The sequence below is a fragment of the Kitasatospora sp. NPDC057595 genome (genome assembly GCF_042800875.1).
GTDB lineage: Bacteria > Actinomycetota > Actinomycetes > Streptomycetales > Streptomycetaceae > Kitasatospora.
The window spans coordinates 1-22,057 of the sequence record NZ_JBHVGL010000032.1; the positions used below are offsets into that span (position 1 = coordinate 1).

16 protein-coding genes are annotated in these 22,057 nt (G+C 74.1%); 9 read left to right on the forward strand and 7 right to left on the reverse strand.

Going from position 1 to position 22,057, the window contains the following annotated elements:
* The first annotated feature begins 499 nt into the window (after positions 1-499).
* Positions 500-949, forward strand: a complete 450-nt coding sequence (locus tag ACFU9E_RS32615; protein WP_380686861.1) for a PTS glucose transporter subunit IIA — start codon at positions 500-502, stop codon at positions 947-949.
* Between the two features lie 105 nt (positions 950-1,054).
* On the forward strand, positions 1,055-2,725 hold the full coding sequence (gene ptsP / locus ACFU9E_RS32620; protein WP_380686863.1) for a phosphoenolpyruvate--protein phosphotransferase: 1,671 nt from the start codon (positions 1,055-1,057) through the stop codon (positions 2,723-2,725).
* 113 nt (positions 2,726-2,838) lie between these two features.
* Here ptsP and ACFU9E_RS32625 read toward each other — a convergent pair whose 3' ends face one another.
* From ACFU9E_RS32625 to ACFU9E_RS32635, 3 genes are all read right to left on the reverse strand, one after another.
* Complete coding sequence (locus tag ACFU9E_RS32625; protein WP_380686865.1) at positions 2,839-4,956, reverse strand: acetoacetate--CoA ligase; 2,118 nt, start codon at positions 4,954-4,956, stop codon at positions 2,839-2,841.
* 58 nt (positions 4,957-5,014) lie between these two features.
* Positions 5,015-5,563 carry an NUDIX domain-containing protein gene (locus ACFU9E_RS32630; RefSeq protein ID WP_380686867.1) on the reverse strand — a complete coding sequence of 183 codons (549 nt, stop codon included), beginning with the start codon at positions 5,561-5,563 and terminating at the stop codon, positions 5,015-5,017.
* 66 nt (positions 5,564-5,629) lie between these two features.
* Complete coding sequence (locus tag ACFU9E_RS32635; RefSeq protein ID WP_380686869.1) at positions 5,630-6,553, reverse strand: NUDIX domain-containing protein; 924 nt, start codon at positions 6,551-6,553, stop codon at positions 5,630-5,632.
* A gap of 167 nt (positions 6,554-6,720) precedes the next feature.
* Here ACFU9E_RS32635 and mmuM point away from each other — a divergent pair, with 167 nt between their 5' ends.
* The 5 genes from mmuM to ACFU9E_RS32660 all read left to right on the forward strand — a co-directional run bounded on the left by mmuM (position 6,721) and on the right by ACFU9E_RS32660 (position 13,036).
* On the forward strand, positions 6,721-7,728 hold the full coding sequence (gene mmuM / locus ACFU9E_RS32640; protein ID WP_380686871.1) for a homocysteine S-methyltransferase: 1,008 nt from the start codon (positions 6,721-6,723) through the stop codon (positions 7,726-7,728).
* Positions 7,729-7,867: 139 nt separating this feature from the next.
* Positions 7,868-8,632: an IclR family transcriptional regulator gene (locus ACFU9E_RS32645; protein ID WP_380690414.1), complete on the forward strand. Its 765-nt coding sequence runs from the start codon at positions 7,868-7,870 to the stop codon at positions 8,630-8,632.
* A 308-nt stretch (positions 8,633-8,940) separates the two neighbouring features.
* A complete protein-coding gene (locus tag ACFU9E_RS32650; protein ID WP_380689006.1) occupies positions 8,941-9,678 on the forward strand; it encodes an MIP/aquaporin family protein in 738 nt (245 codons plus the stop codon).
* Positions 9,679-9,770: 92 nt separating this feature from the next.
* On the forward strand, positions 9,771-11,291 hold the full coding sequence (gene glpK, locus ACFU9E_RS32655) for a glycerol kinase GlpK (RefSeq protein WP_380689008.1): 1,521 nt from the start codon (positions 9,771-9,773) through the stop codon (positions 11,289-11,291).
* Between the two features lie 149 nt (positions 11,292-11,440).
* Positions 11,441-13,036: a glycerol-3-phosphate dehydrogenase/oxidase gene (locus ACFU9E_RS32660; protein ID WP_355369745.1), complete on the forward strand. Its 1,596-nt coding sequence runs from the start codon at positions 11,441-11,443 to the stop codon at positions 13,034-13,036.
* Positions 13,037-13,169: 133 nt separating this feature from the next.
* On the opposite strand, the gene ACFU9E_RS32665 is transcribed toward ACFU9E_RS32660, so the two are convergent.
* Together ACFU9E_RS32665 and ACFU9E_RS32670 are read right to left on the reverse strand one after the other, a co-directional pair.
* Complete coding sequence (locus ACFU9E_RS32665; RefSeq protein WP_380683449.1) at positions 13,170-14,570, reverse strand: GntP family permease; 1,401 nt, start codon at positions 14,568-14,570, stop codon at positions 13,170-13,172.
* A complete protein-coding gene (locus ACFU9E_RS32670; RefSeq protein ID WP_380683450.1) occupies positions 14,567-15,121 on the reverse strand; it encodes a gluconokinase in 555 nt (184 codons plus the stop codon). The genes ACFU9E_RS32665 and ACFU9E_RS32670 overlap by 4 nt, the downstream gene beginning before the upstream one ends.
* Positions 15,122-15,276: 155 nt before the next feature.
* On the opposite strand from ACFU9E_RS32670, the gene ACFU9E_RS32675 reads away from it, so the two are divergent.
* Positions 15,277-15,972 carry a FadR/GntR family transcriptional regulator gene (locus tag ACFU9E_RS32675; protein WP_380683451.1) on the forward strand — a complete coding sequence of 232 codons (696 nt, stop codon included), beginning with the start codon at positions 15,277-15,279 and terminating at the stop codon, positions 15,970-15,972.
* 204 nt (positions 15,973-16,176) lie between these two features.
* Entirely contained in the window at positions 16,177-16,638 is a 462-nt protein-coding gene (locus ACFU9E_RS32680; RefSeq protein ID WP_380683452.1) for a hypothetical protein, read from the forward strand.
* On the opposite strand, the gene ACFU9E_RS32685 is transcribed toward ACFU9E_RS32680, so the two are convergent.
* Positions 16,614-17,378: a metallophosphoesterase gene (locus ACFU9E_RS32685; RefSeq protein ID WP_380683453.1), complete on the reverse strand. Its 765-nt coding sequence runs from the start codon at positions 17,376-17,378 to the stop codon at positions 16,614-16,616. The two genes, ACFU9E_RS32680 and ACFU9E_RS32685, sit on opposite strands and share 25 nt — an antisense overlap.
* A 19-nt stretch (positions 17,379-17,397) precedes the next feature.
* Positions 17,398-21,960, reverse strand: a complete 4,563-nt coding sequence (locus tag ACFU9E_RS32690) for a hypothetical protein (RefSeq protein ID WP_380683454.1) — start codon at positions 21,958-21,960, stop codon at positions 17,398-17,400.
* Positions 21,961-22,057 lie beyond the last annotated feature (97 nt).

The window sequence follows — 22,057 nt, forward strand, 5'->3', positions numbered from 1 at the left end:
TGACTTTTGGCACGCTGTTGAGTTCTCAAGGAACGGACGCTTCCTTCAGGCGGCTTTCACACCGGCCCTCCGGGCGCTTCGTTCTTTCGTGTTTCGAGCTTACCAGATCCGTTTCCCGGTTATTAACCGGTGCTTTTCGCATCCGAAATCTGGTGTTAACCGCCGACTCGCGGCGACTCGACCAACCATAGCGGGTCCCCGGCCGGAGCGCGAATCGAGCCACGCCGGGCGTCACCCGCCCGGACGCGTGATTTGTTGCTCTCGCGAGCATATACAGCAATGGTCCCGATTCGCCAAGATGCCTGTAGAGTGCGGCGCATCGGCCAAGAGGACTAGACCAGTAGCGGTCGGCGAGATGGCCGGCCGGGGAGGGCGGCGGCACTGCCGAACGCCCGGGAATGTCAACGGATGTCCGAAGTTGACATGATTTAGGCTTCAGTCGATCGCCCAGCCGCGTTCGCGGCCGCTCGTCTGTACTGCGCACTTGGGAGGCTCAACCATGACCACTGTGACGTCGCCGCTGACCGGCAAGGTCGTCGGGCTCGCCGGCGTGCCGGACCCCGTCTTCTCGGGTGCGATGGTCGGCCCGGGCACCGCGATCGACCCCGTGCGTGAGCAGACCGAGGCCGTTGCCCCGGTCGACGGCGTGGTCGTGTCCATGCACCCGCACGCGTTCGTCGTCGTCGACGCGGACGGGCACGGCGTCCTGACCCACCTCGGCATCGACACCGTTCAGCTGAACGGTGAGGGCTTCGAACTGCTCGTCAGCAAGGGCGACACCGTCACCCGCGGCCAGGCCGTCATCAAGTGGGACCCGGCCGCCGTCGAGGCCGCCGGCAAGTCGCCGATCTCCCCGATCGTCGCCCTGGAGGCCTCGGCCGACGCGCTGGGCGAGGTTCTGGAGAGCGGGGAGGTCGCCGTCGGCGAGGCCCTGTTCAGCTGGAGCTGACCCCTCCCCTCTTCTTTACCCGACACATCCGCCCCACCGCTCCGGTCGGGGCGGCCCGGCACACAGCGGTACCCGGCGGGGCCGCTTCTTCTACGGAGAGCAGGCATGCAGAAGACGCTGCGCGGCGTGGGTGTCAGCCACGGGGTCGCGATCGGCCAGGTGCGGCACATGGGGACGGCGGTGCTGGAGCCCCCGGCCACCCAGATCCCGACCGAGGACGCTCCGCGTGAGCAGGCCCGTGCCCAGGCGGCCGTCGAGGCGGTGGCCGCGGACCTGATCGCCCGCGGCAACCTGGCCGGTGGCGAGGCCCAGGCCGTGCTGGAGGCCCAGGCGCTGATGGCGCAGGACCCGGAGCTGATGGCCGACGTCTCCCGCCGGATCGCGGTCGGCAGCAGCGCCGAGCGCGGCGTCTACGACGCGTTCGCCGCCTACCGGGCGCTGCTCGCCTCCGCCGGGGAGTACCTGGCGGGCCGGGTGGCCGACCTCGACGATGTGCGCAACCGCATCGTCGCCCGGCTGCTGGGTGTGCCGATGCCGGGTGTACCGGACAGCGACGAGCCGTACGTGCTGTTCGCCCGGGACCTCGCGCCGGCCGACACCGCGCTGCTGGACCCGACGCTGGTGCTCGGCTTCGTGACCGAGGAGGGCGGGCCGACCAGCCACAGCGCCATCCTGGCGCGGGCCATGGGCGTGCCGGCCGTGGTCGCGCTGCCGGGGGCGACCGATGTCGCCGAGGGCACGGTCGTCGCCGTGGACGGCAGCTCCGGTGACGTGCTGGTCGAGCCGAGCGAGGAGAAGAAGGAGGAGCTGCGCCGGATTGCCGCCGAGCGCAAGGCCGCGCTCGCCGCCTCCTCCGGCCCGGGTGCGACCTCCGACGGGCACGAGGTGCCGCTGCTGGCCAACATCGGAGGTCCGGCCGATCTGCCGGCCGCCCTGGAGGCGGGCGCCGAGGGTGTCGGGCTGTTCCGCACCGAGTTCCTCTTCCTCGACGACTCGGCGAAGGCGCCGAGCGAGGAGAAGCAGGTCGAGGCGTACCGCAAGGTGCTGGAGGCCTTCCCGGAGAACCGGGTCGTCGTCCGGGTGCTCGACGCGGGCGCGGACAAGCCGCTGGACTTCCTGACCCCGGCCGACGAGCCCAACCCGGCGCTGGGCGTGCGCGGTCTGCGCACCCTGCTGGAGCACCCGGAGGTGCTGCGCACCCAGCTGCGGGCGCTGGCGAAGGCCGCCGAGGGCCTGCCGGTGCACCTTGAGGTGATGGCCCCGATGGTGGCCGACCGCAAGGACGCCAAGGAGTTCGCCGCGGCGTGTCGCGAGGCGGGGCTGAGCGCCAAGTTCGGCGCGATGGTGGAGATCCCGTCGGCCGCGCTGCGGGCGCGCTCGATCCTCCGGGAGGTCGAGTTCCTGTCGCTGGGCACCAACGACCTCGCCCAGTACACCTTCGCCGCCGACCGGCAGGTCGGTGCGCTGGCCCGGCTGCAGGACCCGTGGCAGCCGGCGCTGCTCGACCTGATCGCGGCCGCCGCCGAGGCCGCGCAGGCCGAGGGCAAGAGCTGCGGCGTCTGCGGCGAGGCCGCTTCGGACCCGCTGCTGGCCGTGGTGCTGACCGGTCTCGGTGTCACCAGCCTGTCGATGGGCGCGGCGTCGATCCCCTATGTGCGGACCGCGCTGGCCAAGTACACGCTGGCGCAGTGCCGCCGGGCCGCCGAGGCGGCGCGGGCGGCGGACAGCGCCGAGGAGGCGCGGGCCGCGGCGCAGCAGGTGCTGTCCGGCGAGTGACCGACTGACACCCTCTGTCGGGGAAGACGGAGAAGACGGAGAACGTCCCGAGGGGCCCTTCCACTGTGGCTGTGGAAGGGCCCCTCCGGTCTGTCCGTGCGGTGTGGCGGCGGCTACTCGGCGCCGGCGCGGTCGCGGCGCAGCTGCTCGAACCAGCGCAGGTGGTCGAGGTTGTCGACGGAACCGGGGTTGACGGCCTGGTCGAGCGGGGTGCCGGAGAGCAGGCGCTTCACCGGGACCTCGATGCGCTTGCCGGTCAGGGTGTGCGGAAGGCCGCGGACGGCGATGACCTCGTCCGGTACGTGGCGCGGGGAGAGTTCGGTGCGCAGCGAGGTGCGGATGCGGCCGATGAGGTCGTCGTCGAGTTCGGCGCCGGGGGTGAGGACGACGAACAGCGGCATCCAGTAGCCGCCGTCGGGCTCTTCGAGGCCGATGACGAGGGACTCGGCGATCTCGGGGAGGCGTTCGACGACCTCGTAGATGTCCGAGGAGCCCATCCGGACGCCCTGGCGGTTGAGGGTGGAGTCGGAGCGGCCGTGGATGACGACGGTGCCGCGGGAGGTGACGGTGATCCAGTCGCCGTGGCGCCAGACGCCGGGGTACATGTCGAAGTAGCTGTCGTGGTACCGCGTTCCCTCGGGGTCGTTCCAGAAGCCGGTGGGCATCGACGGGATGGGCTTGGTGACGACGAGTTCGCCGACCTCGTCGGTGAGCGGCCGGCCGTTGACGTCCCAGGACTCCACGGCGGCACCGAGGCAGGGGGCCTGGATCTCGCCGAGGTGGACGGGGAGGGTGGGGACGCCGCCGACGAAGCAGGAGCACACGTCGGTACCGCCGCTGACGGAGGCGAGCCAGACGTCCTCCTTCACCTCGTCGTAGATCCAGCGGAAGCCGTCGGGCGGGAGCGGGGAGCCGGTGGTGCCGATGCAGCGGACGGCGGAGAGGTCGAGGTCGCGGCCGGGGTGCAGGTCGGCCTTGCGGCTGGCGATGACGTAGGCGGCGGAGGTGCCGAGGACGGTGGCGCCGGTGCGGGCGGCGACGGACCAGAGGGCGCCGGTGTCGGGGTGGCCGGGGCTGCCGTCGTAGGTGACGATCGTGGATCCGACGAGGAGGCCGGCGATGAGGAAGTTCCACATCATCCAGCCGGTGGAGGTGTACCAGAGGAAGCGGTCGTCGGGGCCGAGGTCGAGGTGGAGGCCGGCCTGCTTGAGGTGCTCGACGAGGATGCCGCCCTGGCTCTGCACGATGGCCTTGGGCAGGCCGGTGGTGCCGGAGGAGTAGAGGACCCAGAGCGGGTGGTCGAAGGGGACCGGCTCGAACACCGGCTCGGTCTGGTCGGCGATCAGGTCGTCCCAGGTCAGCGCTCCCTCGGGGGCGGGGCCGCCGAGCAGGGGGACGTGCACGACGGTGCGCAGCGAGGGGAGTTCGCGGCGGAGTTCGGCGACCACTCCGGTACGGTCGTGGTCCTTTCCGCCGTAGTGGTAGCCGTCGACGGCGAAGAGGACGACGGGCTCGATCTGCTGGAGGCGGTCGAGGACGCTGCGGGCTCCGAAGTCGGGGGCGCAGCTGGTCCAGACGGCGCCGACGGCGGCGGTGGCGAGGAGGGCGACGGCGGCCTGCGGGATGTTGGGCAGGTAGGCGCCGACCCGGTCGCCGGGGCGCACGCCGCGTGCCCGGAGGGCGGCGGCGAGGGAGCCGACCTGGCGGCGGAGCTCGGCCCAGGTGAGGACGACGGGCTCGTCGGTGGTCTCGTCGAGGTGGAGGATCGCGGGGCGGTCGGCCTTCGCGGCGTCCTCGCCGGCGCGCAGGGCGTGTTCGGCGTAGTTGAGGCGGGCGCCGGGGAACCAGCGGGCGCCGGGCATCGCGGGGTCGGCGAGGACGGCGTCGGGTGCCTCGGTGAAGCGGACGTCGTACCACTGGGTGACGGCGGTCCAGAAGCGGTCGAGGTCCTCGACCGACCAGGCGTGCAGGGCGGCGTAGCGGGCGGCGGCCTGCTCGTCGTCGTCGGCGGGCGCGAGCGGCGCGGCCGGGGCGCCGTGGTGCTCGGCGGCCCAGGCCTGGAAGGCCACGATCCCGGTGCCGGCGGCACGAGCGGGGCTGGGGCGCCAGAGCGGCTGGTCCTGGGGTGGGGTGCTCACGGTGGTGGTCTCCCGGCCGGTGATGAGGGCGGACGGGGATGCTTGTGGCAGGGCCCGCGTCCGGTTGGGGGCTGTTGGTGCAGACCCTGCCATGTGATCGGCCGGTGCGCCAGGGTCTTCCCGGTGGTCGGGCGGCGACCGGGTTGCCTGGTCAGAGGCGGGCGAAATCGCCGTTGAACCAGGAGCGGGAGACACGGGTGTGGAAGGGGAAGGCGAGCGGGGTCTCGGGGGTGGCGAGCTGCCAGCCGTCGGTCTCGTCGGTGGGGACGGAGGGCGGGAGGAGGGTGAGCGGGCGGGCGGGGAGCAGGCCGAAGAGGCAGAGGAAGCCGCCGTGGGTGTCGGAGTCGGTGGCGACCAGGGTGACCTCCGCGGCCTCGGCGAGGATGCCGGTCTCCTCGCGCAGTTCGCGCACGCAGGCCTGCTGCCAGCTCTCGCCGTAGTCGATGTAGCCGCCGGGGAGGGCGAGTTCGCCGTAGCCGGGTTCGATGGTGCGGCGGATCACCACCAGGCTCGGGGCGGCGTCGGCGGCAGTGACCGGGAGGAGAGTGACGACGACGGGCAGCGGGTTGCGGTAGCTGATCTCGGTGCAGCGGGGGCACGTCCGGGGCCAGGCGGAGGTGCCGGGCGGGTAGGGGGTGCCGCAGAAGTGGCAGTGGGAGTTGGCTTGGTGGCGCACCGTGCCGGCCTCGTAAGTCGTCATGGCCGGATGGTAGTGCGGGTGGGCGGCGCAGGGGCGGCGGTCGGCGACCGCGGCCGGGGATCCCCGTCAGCCATCGCCGCGGGGACCGCCGTCGGGGTCGCTGCGGGTGGGGCGGAGCAGGGCGGGGTGGAGCAGGCGGGCGTCGCCGGCGTGGTAGGTGCGGGCGCGGGGGCCGCCGCGGGCGCCGCCGCGGTCGGTGGTGGTGCCGGTGCCCTCGACGAAGCCGGGGACGGAGAGCACCTTGCGGTGGAAGTTGCCGGGGTGGAGCTTCTCGTCCCAGACGGCCTCGTAGACGGCCCGCAGCTCGGGGATGGTGAAGTCGTGGTGGAGGAAGGCGGTGGCCAGCGGGCTGTACTCGATCTTGGCGCGGGCGCGGTCGAGGCCGTCGGCGAGTATCCGGGCGTGGTCGAAGGCGAGCTCGATCGGGGTGAGGTCCGCTGGTCCGGCGGGCTCGGACGGCGCCGGGGACTCGGCGGAGCCGGTGCGCCCGCCGACGCCACCCCCGTGGGTGTCGGCGGGCGCACCGGCGGTCTCGGACCGGCCCGGGAGCCGGAGGTCGAGGGCGGTGACGGGGTGCCAGGCGGCGTGCGCCGCGTCGGTGCCGGCCTGAGGGTCGGGCAGGTCCGGGGCGAAGGCGAGGTAGGCGACGGAGACCACGTGCATCCGCGGGTCACGCTCGGGGGTGCCGTAGCTGCCGAGCTGTTCGAGGTGGATGCGGCTGAGGGCGGCCTCGGCGCCGACGGTGCCGTGCAGGCCGGTCTCCTCGGCGAACTCGCGGGCGGCGGCCTCGTCGAGGCTCTCCTCGCCGGCCCGCAGGAAGCCACCGGGCAGCGCCCAGCGGCCCTGGTAGGGCGGGAGGGCGCGCTCGACGAGCAGGACGTGCAGGCGGCCGTGGCGCAGGGTGAGGGCGACCACGTCGACCGTGACGGCGACCGGGGCGTAGGCGCGCGGGTCGTAGGCGGCGAGCCACTCCTGCTCGGTGGTGTCCATGTGCGCGCTCCTCTCGCCGGTACGGCCGGTCGGGCGTCCTTCTCGGACTGAGCACAACGTAGCGACCCGTTGACTCCGCGGCAAATCATTTTCCGGCCGACTCCCCCGCACTCCCCCGCGCACCGGCTCCTAGGCTGTGAGCAGGACGTTCGCCGGAGGAGGCCGCGATGGACGCACCGGACGCACCGAGCGCCCCCGGCACACCCGGCACACCCGCCGCACCGGGCTTCGCCGCCGCGCTGGCGGCCGGGCCGCTGGTCCTGGACGGCGGGCTCTCCGAGCAGCTGGCGGCGGGCGGGTACGACCTGGCGGACGCGCTGTGGTCGGCGCGGCTGCTGGCGGACGCGCCGGAGGCGGTCCGGGCGGCGCACCGGGCGTACTTCGCGGCGGGCGCGCGGGTCGCGATCACCGCGAGCTACCAGGCGAGCTTCGCGGGCTTCGCCCGGCGCGGGATCGGCCGTGCCGGGGCGGCCCGGCTGCTGGCGCGCAGCGTGGAGCTGGCACGGGAGGCGGCGCGCGGGCTGCCGGGGCCGCGCCGGTGGGTGGCGGCGTCGGTCGGGCCGTACGGGGCGGTGCTGGCGGACGGGTCGGAGTACCGGGGCCGGTACGGGCTGACGGCGGCCGAGCTGGAGGCCTTCCACCGGCCGCGGCTGGAGGTGCTGGCGGCGGCCGGCCCGGACGTGCTGGCGCTGGAGACGGTGCCGGACGTCGAGGAGGCGCGGGTGCTGCTGCGGGCGGTGCGCGGACTGGGGGTGCCGGCCTGGCTGTCGTTCGGCGCGGCGGGCGGGCTGACCCGGGCCGGGCAGCCGCTGGCGGAGGCGTTCGCGCTGGCGGCGGAGGTGGACGAGGTGGTGGCGGTGGGGGTGAACTGCTGCACGCCCGAGGACGCGGACCGGGCGGTGGGCCTGGCGGCGCGGGTGTCCGGCAAGCCGGTGGTGGTCTATCCGAACAGCGGCGAGGGCTGGGACGCGGCGGCCGGGGCGTGGTGCGGCGCGCCGACCTTCTCGGCGGACCGGGTGGCCGGGTGGCTGGCGGCCGGGGCCCGGCTGGTGGGCGGCTGCTGCCGGGTCGGGCCGCCGGGGATCCGGGCGGTGGCGGCGGAGGTGGCGACGGCGGTGGCCGCGGGGGTGGCGACGCGGGCCGCGCCGGCCCGGGCCGGCGGACGGCCGCACTGATCCCCCGCCACCGGGCGCACGGGCCGCCCGGGGCGGGGTTACCGAGGGGGAAGGTGCACGGACCGGGGACGGCCTGGCAGACTCGTGCCGTCACCACTGCGGTCGACAATGTCGACCGCCTGTCAGCGCGGAGGTTCCCATGCCCGGCCCGATCCAGTCGCTCTCCCGGGCCGCCGCGATCATGCGCCTGCTGGCCGGCGGCGAGCGCCGCCTGGGCCTGTCGGAGGTCGCGACGGCGCTGGACCTGGCCAAGGGCACCGCGCACGGCATCCTGCGCACCCTCCAGCAGGAGGGGTTCGTGGAGCAGGACCCGGAGAGCGGCAAGTACCAGCTGGGCGCCGAGCTGCTGCGGCTCGGGCAGAGCTACCTGGACGTGCACGAGCTGCGGGCGCGGGCCCTGGTGTGGGCCGACGACCTGGCCCGGGCGGCCGGCGAGACCGTCTACCTCGGGGTGCTGCACCAGCGCGGGGTGCTGATCGTGCACCACGTGTTCCGGCCGGACGACACCCGGCAGGTGCTGGAGGTCGGCTCGATGCAGCCGCTGCACTCCACCGCGCTGGGCAAGGTGCTGCTGGCCTACGACCCGGTGGCACGCGGCGAGCTGGGCGACGGCCCGTTCGAGTCGTACACCGCGCGGACGCTGACCGAGTCGGCGGACGTGGACGCCGAGGCGGCGCTGATCCGCGAGCGCGGATGGGCGGACTCGGTGGAGGAGACCTGGGAGGGCGTGGCCTCGATCGGCGCGCTGATCCAGGACCGGCGGCGCAACCCGGTGGGCGCGGTCTGCATCAGCGGCGCGGTCGAGCGGGTCTGCGAGGACGGCTTCGTCAAGCCCTCGCTGGTCGCGTCGGTGCGCAGCGCGGCCCGCGCGATCTCCCGGGACCTGGGCGCCGGGCGGTTCTGAGCGGCGGCCCGCGGAGCCTGCCGGAACCCCGGAGAAACGTTCACGCAGAGGCGCGGACGGGCGAAATGCCCGTCCGCGCCTTACCGTTTTGTCCGGAATTCCATTGGTCCATCCGGTAACGCGGGGTAGCGCGACGAGCCAAGGGTCACAGCTGCGTAACCCGGCCTTGACGAGAGGGCGACCCGGGGAGGAAGCTTCCGCATGGCGGTCGACATTGTCGAACGATGGCCGCGCGAATCGCACCCACGGGGCGCTCACCCGCCCGACGGTCCGCCCGGCCCCTGCCCCCACCCTCATCTCCGGGCCATATGGACAAGGGAGTCTTTGTGTCCGCGTTCTCCAACGGCGACGTTTTTGTCGGCGAAACCCTCGGCACCGCCGCGCTGATACTCCTCGGCGGCGGCGTCTGCGCCGCCGTGACGCTCAAGAAGTCGAAGGCCCTCAACGCCGGCTGGCTGGCGATCACCTTCGGCTGGGGCTTCGCGGTCCTGATCGCCGCCTACATGTCGGCTCCGAAGTCCGGCGCCCACCTCAACCCGGCCGTCACCGTCGCGCTCGCCGTGAAGAGCGGCGAGTGGAGCCAGGTGCCGCTCTACCTCGGCTCCCAGCTGCTCGGCGCGATCATCGGCGCCGTGCTCGTCTGGGCCACCTACCTCGGCCAGTTCCAGGCCAACCAGGAGCCGACCCTCGGCATCTTCTCGACCGGGCCCGAGGTCCGGAACCCGTTCCAGAACGTCCTCACCGAGGTCATCGGCACCTTCGTGCTCTGCTTCGCGATCCTCACCATCGGCACCAACAACGGGCTCTCGCAGTCCGGCACGGGCACGCTGATGGTCGCCTTCACCGTGGTCGGCATCGGCCTCTCGCTGGGCGGCCCGACCGGCTACGCGATCAACCCGGCCCGCGACCTCGGCCCGCGCATCGCGCACTCGCTGCTGCCGATCCCGAACAAGGGCGGCTCCGACTGGTCCTACGCCTGGGTCCCGGTGGTCGGCCCGATCATCGGCGGCCTGCTGGCCGGCGGCCTGTACAACGCCATGTTCTGAGGCCGGGTTCGAACCCGCCGCGCACGGGGACTGACCACGGAGTCAGGCCCACCCACCCCGCAAACCCCCAGAGACCCGAGCCGAGGACCCTCATGACCCCCACGGGCAACTACATCGCCGCGATCGACCAGGGCACCACCTCCAGCCGCTGCATCATCTTCGGTGCCGACGGCCGGATCGTCTCCGTCGACCAGCAGGAGCACCGGCAGATCTTCCCCCAGCCCGGCTACGTCGAGCACGACGCCACCGAGATCTGGACCCGGGTGCAGTCGGTCGTCCGCGGCGCGCTGGAGAAGGCCGGCCTGACCAAGGACGACATCCGCGCCATCGGCATCACCAACCAGCGCGAGACCACCGTCCTGTGGGACCGGCACACCGGCGAGCCGGTGCACAACGCGCTGGTGTGGCAGGACACCCGCACCGAGGGGCTCTGCCGCGAGCTGGGCCGCAACGTCGGCCAGGACCGCTTCCGCCGCGAGACCGGCCTCCCGCTGGCCAGCTACTTCGCCGGCCCCAAGATCCGCTGGCTGCTGGACAACGTCGAGGGCCTGCGCGAGCGCGCCGAGGCCGGCGACATCCTCTTCGGCACCATGGACACCTGGGTCATCTGGAACCTCACCGGCGGTGTCGACGGCGGCAAGCACGTCACGGACGTCACCAACGCCAGCCGCACCATGCTGATGAACCTGCACACCCTGCAGTGGGACGAGAAGATCGCCGAGTCGATGGGCGTGCCGATGGCCGTCCTGCCGGAGATCCGCTCCTCCGCCGAGGTGTACGGCGAGGCCGTCGGCGACCTGGCGGGCGTGCCGGTCGCCTCCGCGCTCGGCGACCAGCAGGCCGCGCTGTTCGGCCAGACCTGCTTCGACGAGGGCGAGGCCAAGTCCACCTACGGCACCGGCACCTTCCTGCTGCTCAACACCGGCGAGAAGGTCGTCAACTCCTACCACGGCCTGCTGACCACGGTCGGCTACCGGATCGGCGACCAGAAGCCGGTCTACGCGCTGGAGGGCTCGATCGCCGTCACCGGCTCGCTCGTCCAGTGGCTGCGCGACCAGCTCGGCATCATCTCCACCGCCGCCGAGATCGAGACCCTGGCCAACACGGTCGAGGACAACGGCGGCGCCTACTTCGTCCCGGCCTTCTCCGGCCTGTTCGCCCCGTACTGGCGCTCCGACGCCCGCGGCGTGATCGCCGGACTGACCCGGTACGTCACCAAGGGCCACCTGGCCCGGGCCGTCCTGGAGGCCACCGCCTGGCAGACCCGCGAGGTCGTCGACGCCATGCAGAAGGACTCCGGGGTCGAGCTCACCGCCCTCAAGGTCGACGGCGGCATGACCAGCAACAACCTGCTCATGCAGAACATCGCCGACGTCCTGGACGTCCCGGTCGAGCGCCCGTACGTGGCCGAGACCACCGCGCTGGGCGCCGCCTACGCGGCCGGCCTGGCGGTCGGCTTCTGGAGCGACCTCGACACCCTGCGGGCCAACTGGCACCGCGCCGCCGAGTGGACCCCGCGGATGGACGGGGCCACCCGGGAGCGCGAGTACAAGAAGTGGCTCAAGGCCGTCGAGCGCACCATGGGCTGGGTGGAGGAGGAAGAGACCGACTGATCGCGACGCCGGTCGGGGCGCCTGCCCCGGCCGGCCCGCTCCCGTTTCACACCGGCCCGCCGCACCGGGCCGACCGGCCTCTCCGCAGGGGCCGTACGCACACCGAGAGGAGTAACGGCGCCGCCCGACCCGCGCGCCGTACACACACCATGGCAACCATTCCGACCCTGGGCGCCGAGCTGACCGCCGGCCGCACCGCCTCCCGCGCCGAGACCCGCGAACTGCTCGGCAAGGCCACCTACGACCTGCTGGTGATCGGGGGCGGCATCCTCGGCACCGCCGTCGCCTGGACCGCGTCCCAGGCCGGCCTGAAGGTCGCCATGGTCGACGCCGGCGACTTCGCCGGCGCCACCTCCAGCGCCTCCTCGAAGCTGGTCCACGGCGGTCTGCGCTACCTGCAGACCGGCGCGGTCAAGCTGGTCGCCGAGAACCACAAGGAGCGCCGCGCGCTCTCCACCGACGTCGCCCCGCACCTGGTCAACCCGCTGACCTTCTTCGTGCCGGTCTACAAGGGCGGCCCGCACAGCGCGCCCAAGCTCGGCGCCGGCGTGTTCCTGTACTCGGCGCTCTCCGCCTTCCGCGACGGCATGGGCCGGGTCTCCACCGCCGCGCACGCCGCCCAGCAGGTGCCCGCGCTGCGCACCGAGGGCCTGCGCTCGGTGGCCGTCTACGGCGACCACCAGATGAACGACTCGCGCGTCGCGGTGATGACCGTGCGCGCCGCCGTCGAGGCAGGCGCGGTCGTGCTCAACCACGCCGAGGTCACCGGCCTGCGCTTCACCGGCGGCCGGGTCACCGGGGCCGAGCTCAAGGACCGCATGGACGGCACCGAGTTCGGCGTCGACGCCCGTCTGGTGCTCAACGCCACCGGCCCCTGGGTCGACCACCTGCGCCGGATGGAGGACGCCGGCGCCGCGCCGTCGATCCGGCTGTCCAAGGGCGCCCACGTGGTGGTCAAGCGCCGCTCCCCGTGGCGCGCCGCGCTGACCATCCCGATCGACAAGTACCGCGTCTCCTTCGCCATCCCGTGGGAGGACCACGTCCTGCTCGGCACCACCGACGAGGAGTACACCGGCGACCCGAAGGACGTCCGGGCCACCGAGGCGGACGTCGACCAGATCCTCGGCGAGGCCGGACACGCGATCCGCGACGAGCACCTCGACCGCGACCTGATCACCTACACCTTCGCCGGTCTGCGGGTGCTGCCCGGCGGCCCGGGCGACACCGCCGCCGCCAAGCGCGAGACGGTCGTCACCGAGGGCAAGGGCGGCATGCTGTCGGTCGCCGGCGGCAAGTGGACCACCTACCGCCACATCGGCCGCACCGTGCTGGAGAAGCTGGCCCACGTGCCCGGCACCTCGCTCGGCGAGGACATCTCCCCGATCGCCCCGACCGTGCCGCTGCCGGGCGTCGGCGCGCCGAACGCCGTGGCGCACCGCCTGCTGATCGACCGTGAGCCGGGCTCGCGGATGGAGCCGCTGGTCGCCAAGCACCTGGCCGGCCACTACGGCACGCTGTCCTTCGACATCGCCCGGATGATCGACGAGAACCCGGAGCTCGGCCGGCCGATCCACGAGGACGGCCCGGACGTCTGGGCGCAGGTCGCCTACGCGGCCGACCACGAGTGGGCGTACACGGCGGACGACGTGCTGCGCCGCCGCACCACGATGACCGTCCGCGGCCTGGACACCCCGGAGGTCCGCGCCGAGGTCGAGGCCTTCCTCGCGAAGCGCGGAGCCAAGTAGGCACGGGCACGTTCCGGACTCGACGGGCGGGCACCCCAGGGCTGGGGGTGCCCGCCCGTCGGCGTGGACGGACGAACGGGCGGGCGCTCCACGAGGGAGCGCCCGCCCGTTCGGCGTGCTGCGGGACGACCCGCTAGATGACCAGGCTGAGCGGCATGATCAGGGCGATCGCGACCACCGAGATCACCGTCTCCATCGCCGACCAGGACTTCAGCGTCTGGCCGACGCTCATGCCGAAGTACTCCTTCACCAGCCAGAAGCCGGCGTCGTTGACGTGCGACAGGAACAGCGAGCCGGCGCCGATGGCCAGCACCAGCAGGGCCGCGTGGGTGGAGGACATGTCCGCCGCCAGCGGGGCCACGATGCCGGCCGCGGTGATGGTGGCGACCGTCGCCGAGCCGGTGGCGAGGCGGATCAGCACCGCGATCAGCCAGCCGAGCAGCAGCGCCGAGATGTGCCACTTGGACGACCACTCGCTGACCGCGTTGCCGACGCCCACGTCGATCAGGGTCTGCTTGAAGCCGCCGCCGGCGCCGACGATGAAGACGATGCCGGCGATCGGGCCGAGCGACTTGCCGACGGTGTCGGAGATCCGGGCCCTGTCGAAGCCGGCGGCCTTGCCCAGGGTCACCATGCCGAGAAGGGTCGCCGCGAGCAGGGCGATCAGCGGGGAGCCGACGAAGTCGAGGACCCGCTGCGGAAGCGCCTTGGGGTCGTCGATCACGACGTCCGCCAGCGCCTTGCCGAGCATCAGCACGACCGGCAGCAGGATGGTCGCCAGCACGGCGCCGAAGGACGGGGTGTGCTCGCGCTCGGTCGTCTCCACCGGGGTGGCGGGCTGCGGGATCTCCAGCGGGCCGACCCAGCGCTCGGCGACGCGGGCGAACAGCGGACCGGCGATGATCAGCGTCGGGACGGCGATCAGCAGGCCGAGCGCCAGGGTGATGCCCAGATCGGCCTTGAGCGCGTCGACGGCGACCAGCGGACCGGGGTGCGGGGGCACCAGGCCGTGCAGCACGGACAGGCCGGCCAGCGCCGGGATGCCGATCCGCATCAGCGGGACGTTGCCACGGCGGGCCACCAGCAGCACGATCGGGATCAGCAGCACCACGCCGACCTCGAAGAACAGCGGCAGGCCGAGCACGGCGGCGATCAGCGCCATCGCCCAGGGCAGCGCCTTGGGTCCGGAGCGGGACAGCACGGTGTCGGCGATGATGTTCGCGCCGCCGGAGTCGGCGAGCAGCTTGCCGAGCATCGCGCCCAGGCCGATCAGCAGACCGACGCCGGCGACGGTGGAGCCGAAGCCGGTGGAGAAGCTGGTGAGCAGCTTGTCGAACGGCGCGCCCGCGACGGCGGCCAGCAGGCCCGAGCCGAGGGTCAGGGCCAGGAACGGGTGCAGCTTCAGCTTGGTGATCAGCAGCACGATGGCGCCGATGCTGAGCAGGACCGCGATCAGCAGCTGACTGTCGCTGCTGGTGTGCGGGAGGGCCGGTGGGGCGGCCGCGAGCACCGCGAGGGTGGGGGACGGGGTCACGCGAGGTCTCCATTGACGGGCCGCAGCAGGGCTACGGCCTTCTCGACGAGTTCTTCGGGGGTCGGCCCGACGTCCAGGACGGCGCCGCGCTCGTCCGGGCCGAGGGGTTCCAGGGCGGCGTACTGGGAGCCGAGCAGCGCCGGCGGCATGAAGTGGCCGGTGCGGTGGGAGAGCCGGTCCTCGACCAGCTCGGTCCGGCCGCTCAGGTGCAGGAACCAGGCGTCCGGGCAGGCCGCGCGCAGCAGGTCGCGGTAGCCGTGCTTGAGCGCCGAGCAGGTGACCACGCCGCCGGTGCCGGCCTCGGTGCGCTCCTTCAGCCAGGCGCCGATGGCGCGCAGCCAGGGGTCGCGGTCCTGGTCGTCCAGCGGGATGCCGGCCGACATCTTGGCGATGTTGGCGGGCGGGTGGAAGTCGTCCGCCTCGGCGAAGGGGAGCCCGAGGCGGTCGGCCAGCAGGCGGGCCAGGGTGGTCTTGCCGACACCGGAGACGCCCATCACCACGATGGTGAGGGGCGCACTGGGGGTGTCGTGGTTCTCGACGCTGAGAGCCATGTGGGTGGTGCTCCTTCGTTGCCTGGCCGCCACTATCGCCTCAAAGATATGACGTATTCAAGTAGCAGAAACCAAATCGTCATACTTTTAATCCCGCCGGTTCGACGGCCGGGGGCGGCGGCCTCGGGCGAACGGCCGAGGTCTAGGCTGGCGGGATGGAGATCCAGGGGCTGCCCGGCCGACTGCTCGCCGAACTGGGGCCGGCCATCGCGTCCGGGGAGCTCCCCGAGGGCGCGGTGCTGCGCGCCGAGGAGCTGGAGGAACGGTTCGGGGTCTCCCGGACGGTGGTCCGCGAGGCGGTCCGGATCCTGGAGGGGATGCACCTGGTGGCCTCCCGCCGCCGGGTCGGCATCACCGTGCAGCCCAAGTCGGACTGGGACGTCTTCGATCCGCTGGTGATCCGCTGGCGGCTGGCCGGCGCCGACCGGCCCGCCCAGCTGCGCTCGCTCGGCTCACTGCGGCTCGCGGTGGAGCCGGCCGCGGCCGCGCTCGCGGCCCGGCACGCCACCGACGACGAACGGCGCCGCCTCGGCGCGCTGGCGGTCGAGTTGACGATGACCGCGCGCGCCGCCGACCTGCCCACCTTCCTCCAGCACGACATCGACTTCCACGCCACCGTGCTGCAGGCCTCGCGCAACGAGATGTTCGCCCACCTCCGGGAGACCGTCGGTGCGGTGCTGACCGGCCGGACCGAGTACCATCTGATGCCCCATCAGCCCGAGCCGTACGCGATCCGGCTGCACCGCGAGGTCGCCGAGGCGGTCTGCGCGGGGGACGCCGAGCACGCGGAGCGGGCGATGCGGACCATCGTCGAGGGCGCGCTGGCCGAGCTGAACGAGCAACTCGACTGACGGACGGCTCCACCGGCGGGGCGGGTGGCCCGGGATCCGGTGGACTGTTCGACACCTTCCGGGCCGGATCGAACGATTTGATGTCGGTTCGGGGGATTCGCGCGCATAGTCCGGGTACGACGGGGCAGAGTGGAGCGCGGGGGGCGTAGACTCGGCGCCCGCCGCGCTCGTGTCCGCCACCCGTCCGCGCCTGGGGGTCGCCCGATGCCAACCGCCCGCCGTCGCCGCCGTCTTCCCGACGAGGTCCGCAGGGCCGTCGTCCGAGCGGTGCTCTGCCTGTCCTTCACCATGGTGGGCATCGTGGTGGCGACGCTGTCCTCGTACGCCGACAGCTGGCTGATGACGCCGGCCCTGATGGCGATGGGGGTGGGGGTGTTCGGAACGATGTGGTGCCTGCTGGAGATCCTGATCTCCCGCCAGGTCGCCGCCCAGCGGATGCGCGCGCCGAACTCCGCCTCCCCGATGGCCGGCAGCCGCGCCCCGGCGGGGTACCCGCAGCAGTCGCCGCCGCGCCCTGCGCAACCGCGGCCCCAGCAGCAGCCGTACCCGCCGTACCAGCAGCACCCGCAGCGCCCCCGCCAGCCGCAGCCGCCCCACCAGCCACCGGCCGGGCCGCCGTACCCGGGCGGCCCGGCGCCGCGTCAGGCGGGGCTCACCACCCGGTAGTGGGTGGTGAGCCGGCCGTCGTCGTCCAGCAGGTGGAAGGCGAGCATCGGCGGCTGGTCGAAGGCGATGCCCGCGCCGCCCTCGCAGGGCATCGTCACGGTGGAGACCACGCCCGGCGCGACCAGTACCGGCAGCCCCGCGAAGACGGTGGCCGCCGCGGTGTGCGCGTGGCCGCAGAGCAGCGCCCGCACCCGGGGGTGGCGCCCCAGTACCTCGGCCAGCCGCTCCTCGCCGAACTGCCGGATCGGGTCCACGTACGGCAGGTGCAGGGTGACCGGCGGGTGGTGGAAGGCCACCAGGGCGGGCAACCCGGTCCGCCCGGAAGCGAGTTCGCCGTCCAGCCAGTCGAGCGTGGCGTCGTCCAGCAGGCCGTCGTGCCGGCCGGGGATCGAGGAGTCGAGCATCAGCACGTCCACCCCGGGCAGCGCGTGCAGCCGGTTGACCGGGCCGCCGGACGGCGCCTCGCCGAGCAGCACCTCCCGGTAGGGCTCGCGGACGTCGTGGTTCCCCGGGCAGATCAGCACCGGGTACCGGGAGGTCAGCACCTTCGCGACCTCCCGGTACTCGGCGGCCAGCCCGTGGTCGGCGAGGTCTCCGGTGACCAGCACGGCGTCCAGCGGGCCGGGCAGCGCGTCGAGGTACGCCACCACCTGCTCGGCCCGCCGCCGGGCGCGCTCCCCCGCGTCGCCGCGGTGCTCCTGGCCCAGGTGGATGTCACTGAAGTGAGCGATCGTCAGCATGGCCCCCACGCTACGACCGTCACGACGAGGCCGGAACCTCCGCCGGGCGCTTGAACATCCGGGTGGCGGTGATCTCGCCGTGGATGGCCGGGCCGTCCGGGTCCTGCGGGGCGGGCAGGCCCGGCCGGAGGTGCTCCTCCACCGAGATGTACTTGAGGCCGGCCCGCAGGTCGGCGTCGTTGCGCAGCCGGATGACCAGCGGGAACTCGGCGAGCGCGGTGGTGTCGAACAGGCCGGTGGTGTAGATCAGCTGGACGCCGAGGGCGTCGGCCACCGCGCGCTGGAGCTCCAGCAGGTAGGTGGCGTTGGCGCGGCCGATCGGGTTGTCGAGGAACAGCGTGCCCGCGTGCCGCAGCTGGGACTGGCCGCGGTCGTTGGCACGCAGCGCCGCCATCGTGCAGTACAGCGCGATGGCCGCGGTGAGCAGCTGGCCGCCGGAGAACACGTCGGACATCTGGCCGACGCTCACCCGCTCGGCGCGCAGCACCGCGTCCGGCTTGAGGATCTCGACGGCCACGCCCTTGGGGCCGATCGCGGCGGCGACGCCGCGCAGCAGCAGGGACATGCCGTCGCGGCGCAGGTCGCTGTTCTTGCGGACGGCGGCGCGGGTGGCCTCGTCGATGACCTCGCCGAGGCGCTCGACCAGGCTCGCGTGGTCCGGGTCCTCGAAGCGGATCCGCAGGAACTCCTGACCGGACCACTCCCCCAGGCCCTCGGGCAGCCGGGAGAGCCGCTGGGCGGCGCGCAGGGTGGCCAGCGAGGACTCGACCAGGCCGCGCAGCCGGTCGACGATCGAGCCGCGGTTGCGTTCCAGCTGGGCGAGTTCGTCGGTGAGCACGCGCAGCCGGGGGGCGAAGGCGGCGGCCCAGTTGGCGGCGTGGTCGGGCAACGCGGAGGCGGGCAGTTCGCGGATCTGCTGGCGGGCGGGGGTGCGCACGGCCTCGTAGCGGGCGGCGTTGGCGTGCCGGACCAGGGCGTCCGAGGCGTCGCGGACGGCGAGTTCGGCGGAGGACAGCTCGCCGGCGGCGGTGCGCAGGGCTCGGCGGGCCTCGGCGGCGGCGGTGCGGGCGTCGGCGAGCGGGCCGAGGTAGGGCTCGACCAGGGTCTCGGAGTCGTCCTGCTGCTCGCGCAGGCCGTCGCGGAGCTGGCCGGCGTGCTCGTCGAAGTCGGCGGCGCCGGTCTGGGCTGCGTCGAGGGTGCGCTGGAGGTCGGCGTGCGCGGTGCGGGCGGTGTCGACGGCCTCACGGCGTTCGGCGAGCCGGCTGGTGGCGCTGCGCAGCAGGGTCTGGGCGTGCTCGGGGTCGGTGGGGACGAGGTCCTCGGGCAGCTCGGTGTGCGCCTCGCCGTCGGCGGGGGCGGAGCGTTCGGCCTCGCCGCGCAGCCGGCCGAGCTGCTCGCTGGCGGCGGCGGCGCGGGCCTCGATGGTGGCGACGAGTTCCTCGGCGCGGGCGGCGGCGGCCTGGCGGGCCGGGCCGTCGGCGCCGTCGGGGCTGTTGAGCAGTTCCTCGGCGCGGCTGCGGACCTTGTTGGTGAGGCGGTCGAGCTCGGTCGCGGCGGCGGCCTCGTCGCCCTCGGCGCGGGCCTGTTCGGCGCGCAGGTCGGCGCCGACGCCGACCTTCTCGTAGAGCTGGGCGGCGGAACGGTAGGCCTCGCGCAGCTCGGGCAGCGCGGCGGGGGCCGTCTCGGCGGGCTCGTCGGACTGCTCGGCGGCGGAGATCTCGGCCCGTTCGGCCCGCAGCGCGCGCCCGGTGCGGCGGGCGTCGTCGGCGGCACGCTGAACGGCGCGGCGGTCCTCGTCGCAGGTGCGGGCGCGTTCGGCGCAGACGGCCTGACGGCGGTCGCACTCGGCGGCGTCCTCGGCGAGTTCGCGCTGTCGGCGGCTCCAGTTGGCGCGCTCGCGCAGCCGGAAGGCGAGGCCGGAGAGGGCGTCGGCGCGGCGGCGGGCGCGCTGGGCGACCTCCCGGTGCTCCTCGTGGGCGACGGCCGCGGCGGCGTGGTCGGTCTCGGCCTCGTCGTGCTCGGCGCGCAGGGTGGCGAGGGCGGCGGCGGCCTGCTCGGCGTGCTCGCGGGCGGCCTCGGCGGCGCCGGCGAGTTCGGCGAGGGTGCCGGGCGGGCAGCTGGCGTGCCAGGAGGCGAGGCGGGCGGCGAGCGCGCGGTCGCCGCCAAGGCGGGCGGCGAGTTCGCGGATGTGCTCCTCGCGGGCGGTGGCGCGGGCGCGCAGTTCGCGGCGCTCGTCGTCGGCGGCGGACTCGTCGTGCATGGCCGGGTTCGGCGGCACCAGGAAGAACGCGGGCTCGTCGGTGATCGGGGCGATCAGCGAGGCGGCGGCGCCGACGGCGACGGTGGAGCGGGGCAGCAGGGCCGCGGAGCGCAGCGCCTCGCGGGCCCGGTCCAGGGAGTTGGGGTCGGTGACGACGACGCCGTCGACCAGTTCGGGGCGGGCGGCGAGGATCGCCTCGTGGTCGGCCGGGTCGACGGACTGGGCGAGGTAGCGCCAGCCGGGCAGTGCGGGGATTCCGTGCTCGGCGAGGTACTCGACGGTGGCGAGCACGTCCGGGCCGGGCGGCAGCAGGCCGCCGTCGCCGAGCGCGGCGAGGATCCGGGAGTCGTCGGCGGCGGCGGTGCGCAGGTCGAACAGGGTGCGTTCGGCGGTGGCGATGGCCTCGTCGAGCAGTTCGCGCAGGTACTCGGCGTTGCGGTCGAGGACGGCGGGGGTGAGGAAGCCGGCGTCCTCCTCGGCGCCGTCCTGGTAGGGGGTGAGCGAGAGCAGGTCGGCGAGCCGGGGCTCGGTGGCGAGCAGGGCGGCGGTGCGCTGCTCGGTGGCGAGCGCCTGGGCGGCGGCCTTGCGGGCGTCGGTGGCGCGGGCGGCGGCGAGCTCGGCGCGGCCGGTGGCGGCGGCGGTCTCGCGCAGCCGGGTCGACGCGGACTCGGCGGCGGTGCGGGCCTGGGCGAGGGCGGCGGCGGCGGACTTCTCGACGTCGGCGGCGTGCAGGGCGGCGCGGGCCGGGTCGACGTCCCCGTCGGTGTCGATGAAGCCGGCCTCGACGGCGGCGGCGGTCTCCTGCTCGACCTCGGCGAGGCGCTGGCGCAGGTGCTCGGCCTCGCTGCGGGCCTTCTGGGCGGCGGTGGCGGCCTCGGTGGCGTCGGTCTGGGCCTTGGAGCCGTCGGCCTGGAGTTCGGCGGCGCGCTGCTCCTCGGTGTCGGCGCGATCCTCGGCCGCCGCGGCGGCGCCCTCCAGGGCGCGGGCCAGGGCGGTGGCGGCGCGGGCCCGGGCGGCGAGCGCGGGGGCGGCGTCCAGCTCGGCTTCGCGGATCGCGGCGGCGACCCGGCTCACCCGGTCGGCGGCGGCGCGGTGGCGCAGCACGGCCTCGGCGGCCTGCCAGGCGGAGTGCAGGGTGCGGGCGTCGGTGAGTTCGCGGCGCAGCGCGGCGGCCTCGGAGGTGGCGGCGGCCAGGGCCAGCGAGGCGTGCCGGTGGGTGAGTTCGGCGGCGATCAGGGTGTGCCGGGTGCGGTCGCTCTCGGCGGCGGTGACGGCGCCCGCAGCGGCGGCGACCTCGACCGCGAGGTCCTCGGCGCGGTCGCGTTCGGCGGCGGCGCGGGAGGCGAGGGCGTGGGCGAGCCGGCGGGTGCGGCGTTCGGCGGTGCGGTGCGCCTCGCGGACGGTCTCGCGGGCGGTGGTGGACTCGGCGATCCGCTCCAGCAGTTCCAGGGAGCCGGCGGTGAAGTCGCGTTCGGCGGTGAGCTCGGAGCGCAGGCCGAGCTTGGCGGCGAAGCCGTGGACGAGGTCGGCGAGGCCGTCGGTGTCCCGGGTGTCGGTGACGGCGCGCAGCAGCAGGTCGGTGAAGTCCTTGTCCTGCTTGACCGCGAAGAGGCCGGCCGCCTCGCCCTCGTCGGCGTTCATCTCGCGCTGGTAGCGGAAGAGTTCGGGGTCGAGGCCGAGCTCGCCGAGGTGTTCGGTCCAGCGGTCGTGGCCGTCCTCGAAGACCAGGTCGAGGTGGGGGTGGGCCTTGCCGGCCTCGGTGAGGGCGTCGCGGAAGCCCTTCATGGTGCGACGGCGGCCGCGGGCCTTCTGGTCGCCGGCCAGGCTGACCCGCTCGGCGACCGGCAGGGAGTCGAGGGTGAGGCCGGCGCCGGGGCGGAAGGAGTACCAGGTCTCGGCGAACTTGCGCGGGTCGGAGGAGACCTGGCGGCCGCGCCACTCGCTGACCTTGCCGACCACGATCAGCTCGCCGGTGACGGTGTGCTGCCACTCCAGGGCGACGTGGCCGCAGTCGTCGGCGAGCAGGAACTTGCGGAGCACGCCGGAACTGGCGCCGCCGAGGGTGTTGCGGTGGCCGGGGAGCATGACCGAGAAGATCAGCTTGAGCAGGACGGACTTGCCGCCGCCGTTCTCCAGGAAGAGCACGCCGGCCGGGGCGGGGCGGCGGACCGGGCCCTCGGTGTCCTCGCCGAACAGGCCGATCTGCTGGGGAGCCGGATCGGTGACGGGCTCGCCGACGCCGCGGAGGTCGAGCACCGTGTCGGCGTAGCGGGCGCCGGCCGGTCCGATCGAGTAGAGGCGGACCCGGTTGAGCTCGTACATGTGCGGCGGTTCTCCAGGAGGCGGATGGGTCGGAGGATCGGAGGTGCCGGCGTGGGGGCGGGGGTGCCGGCGGGGTCGCGGTGCGGCCCGGGGAGGG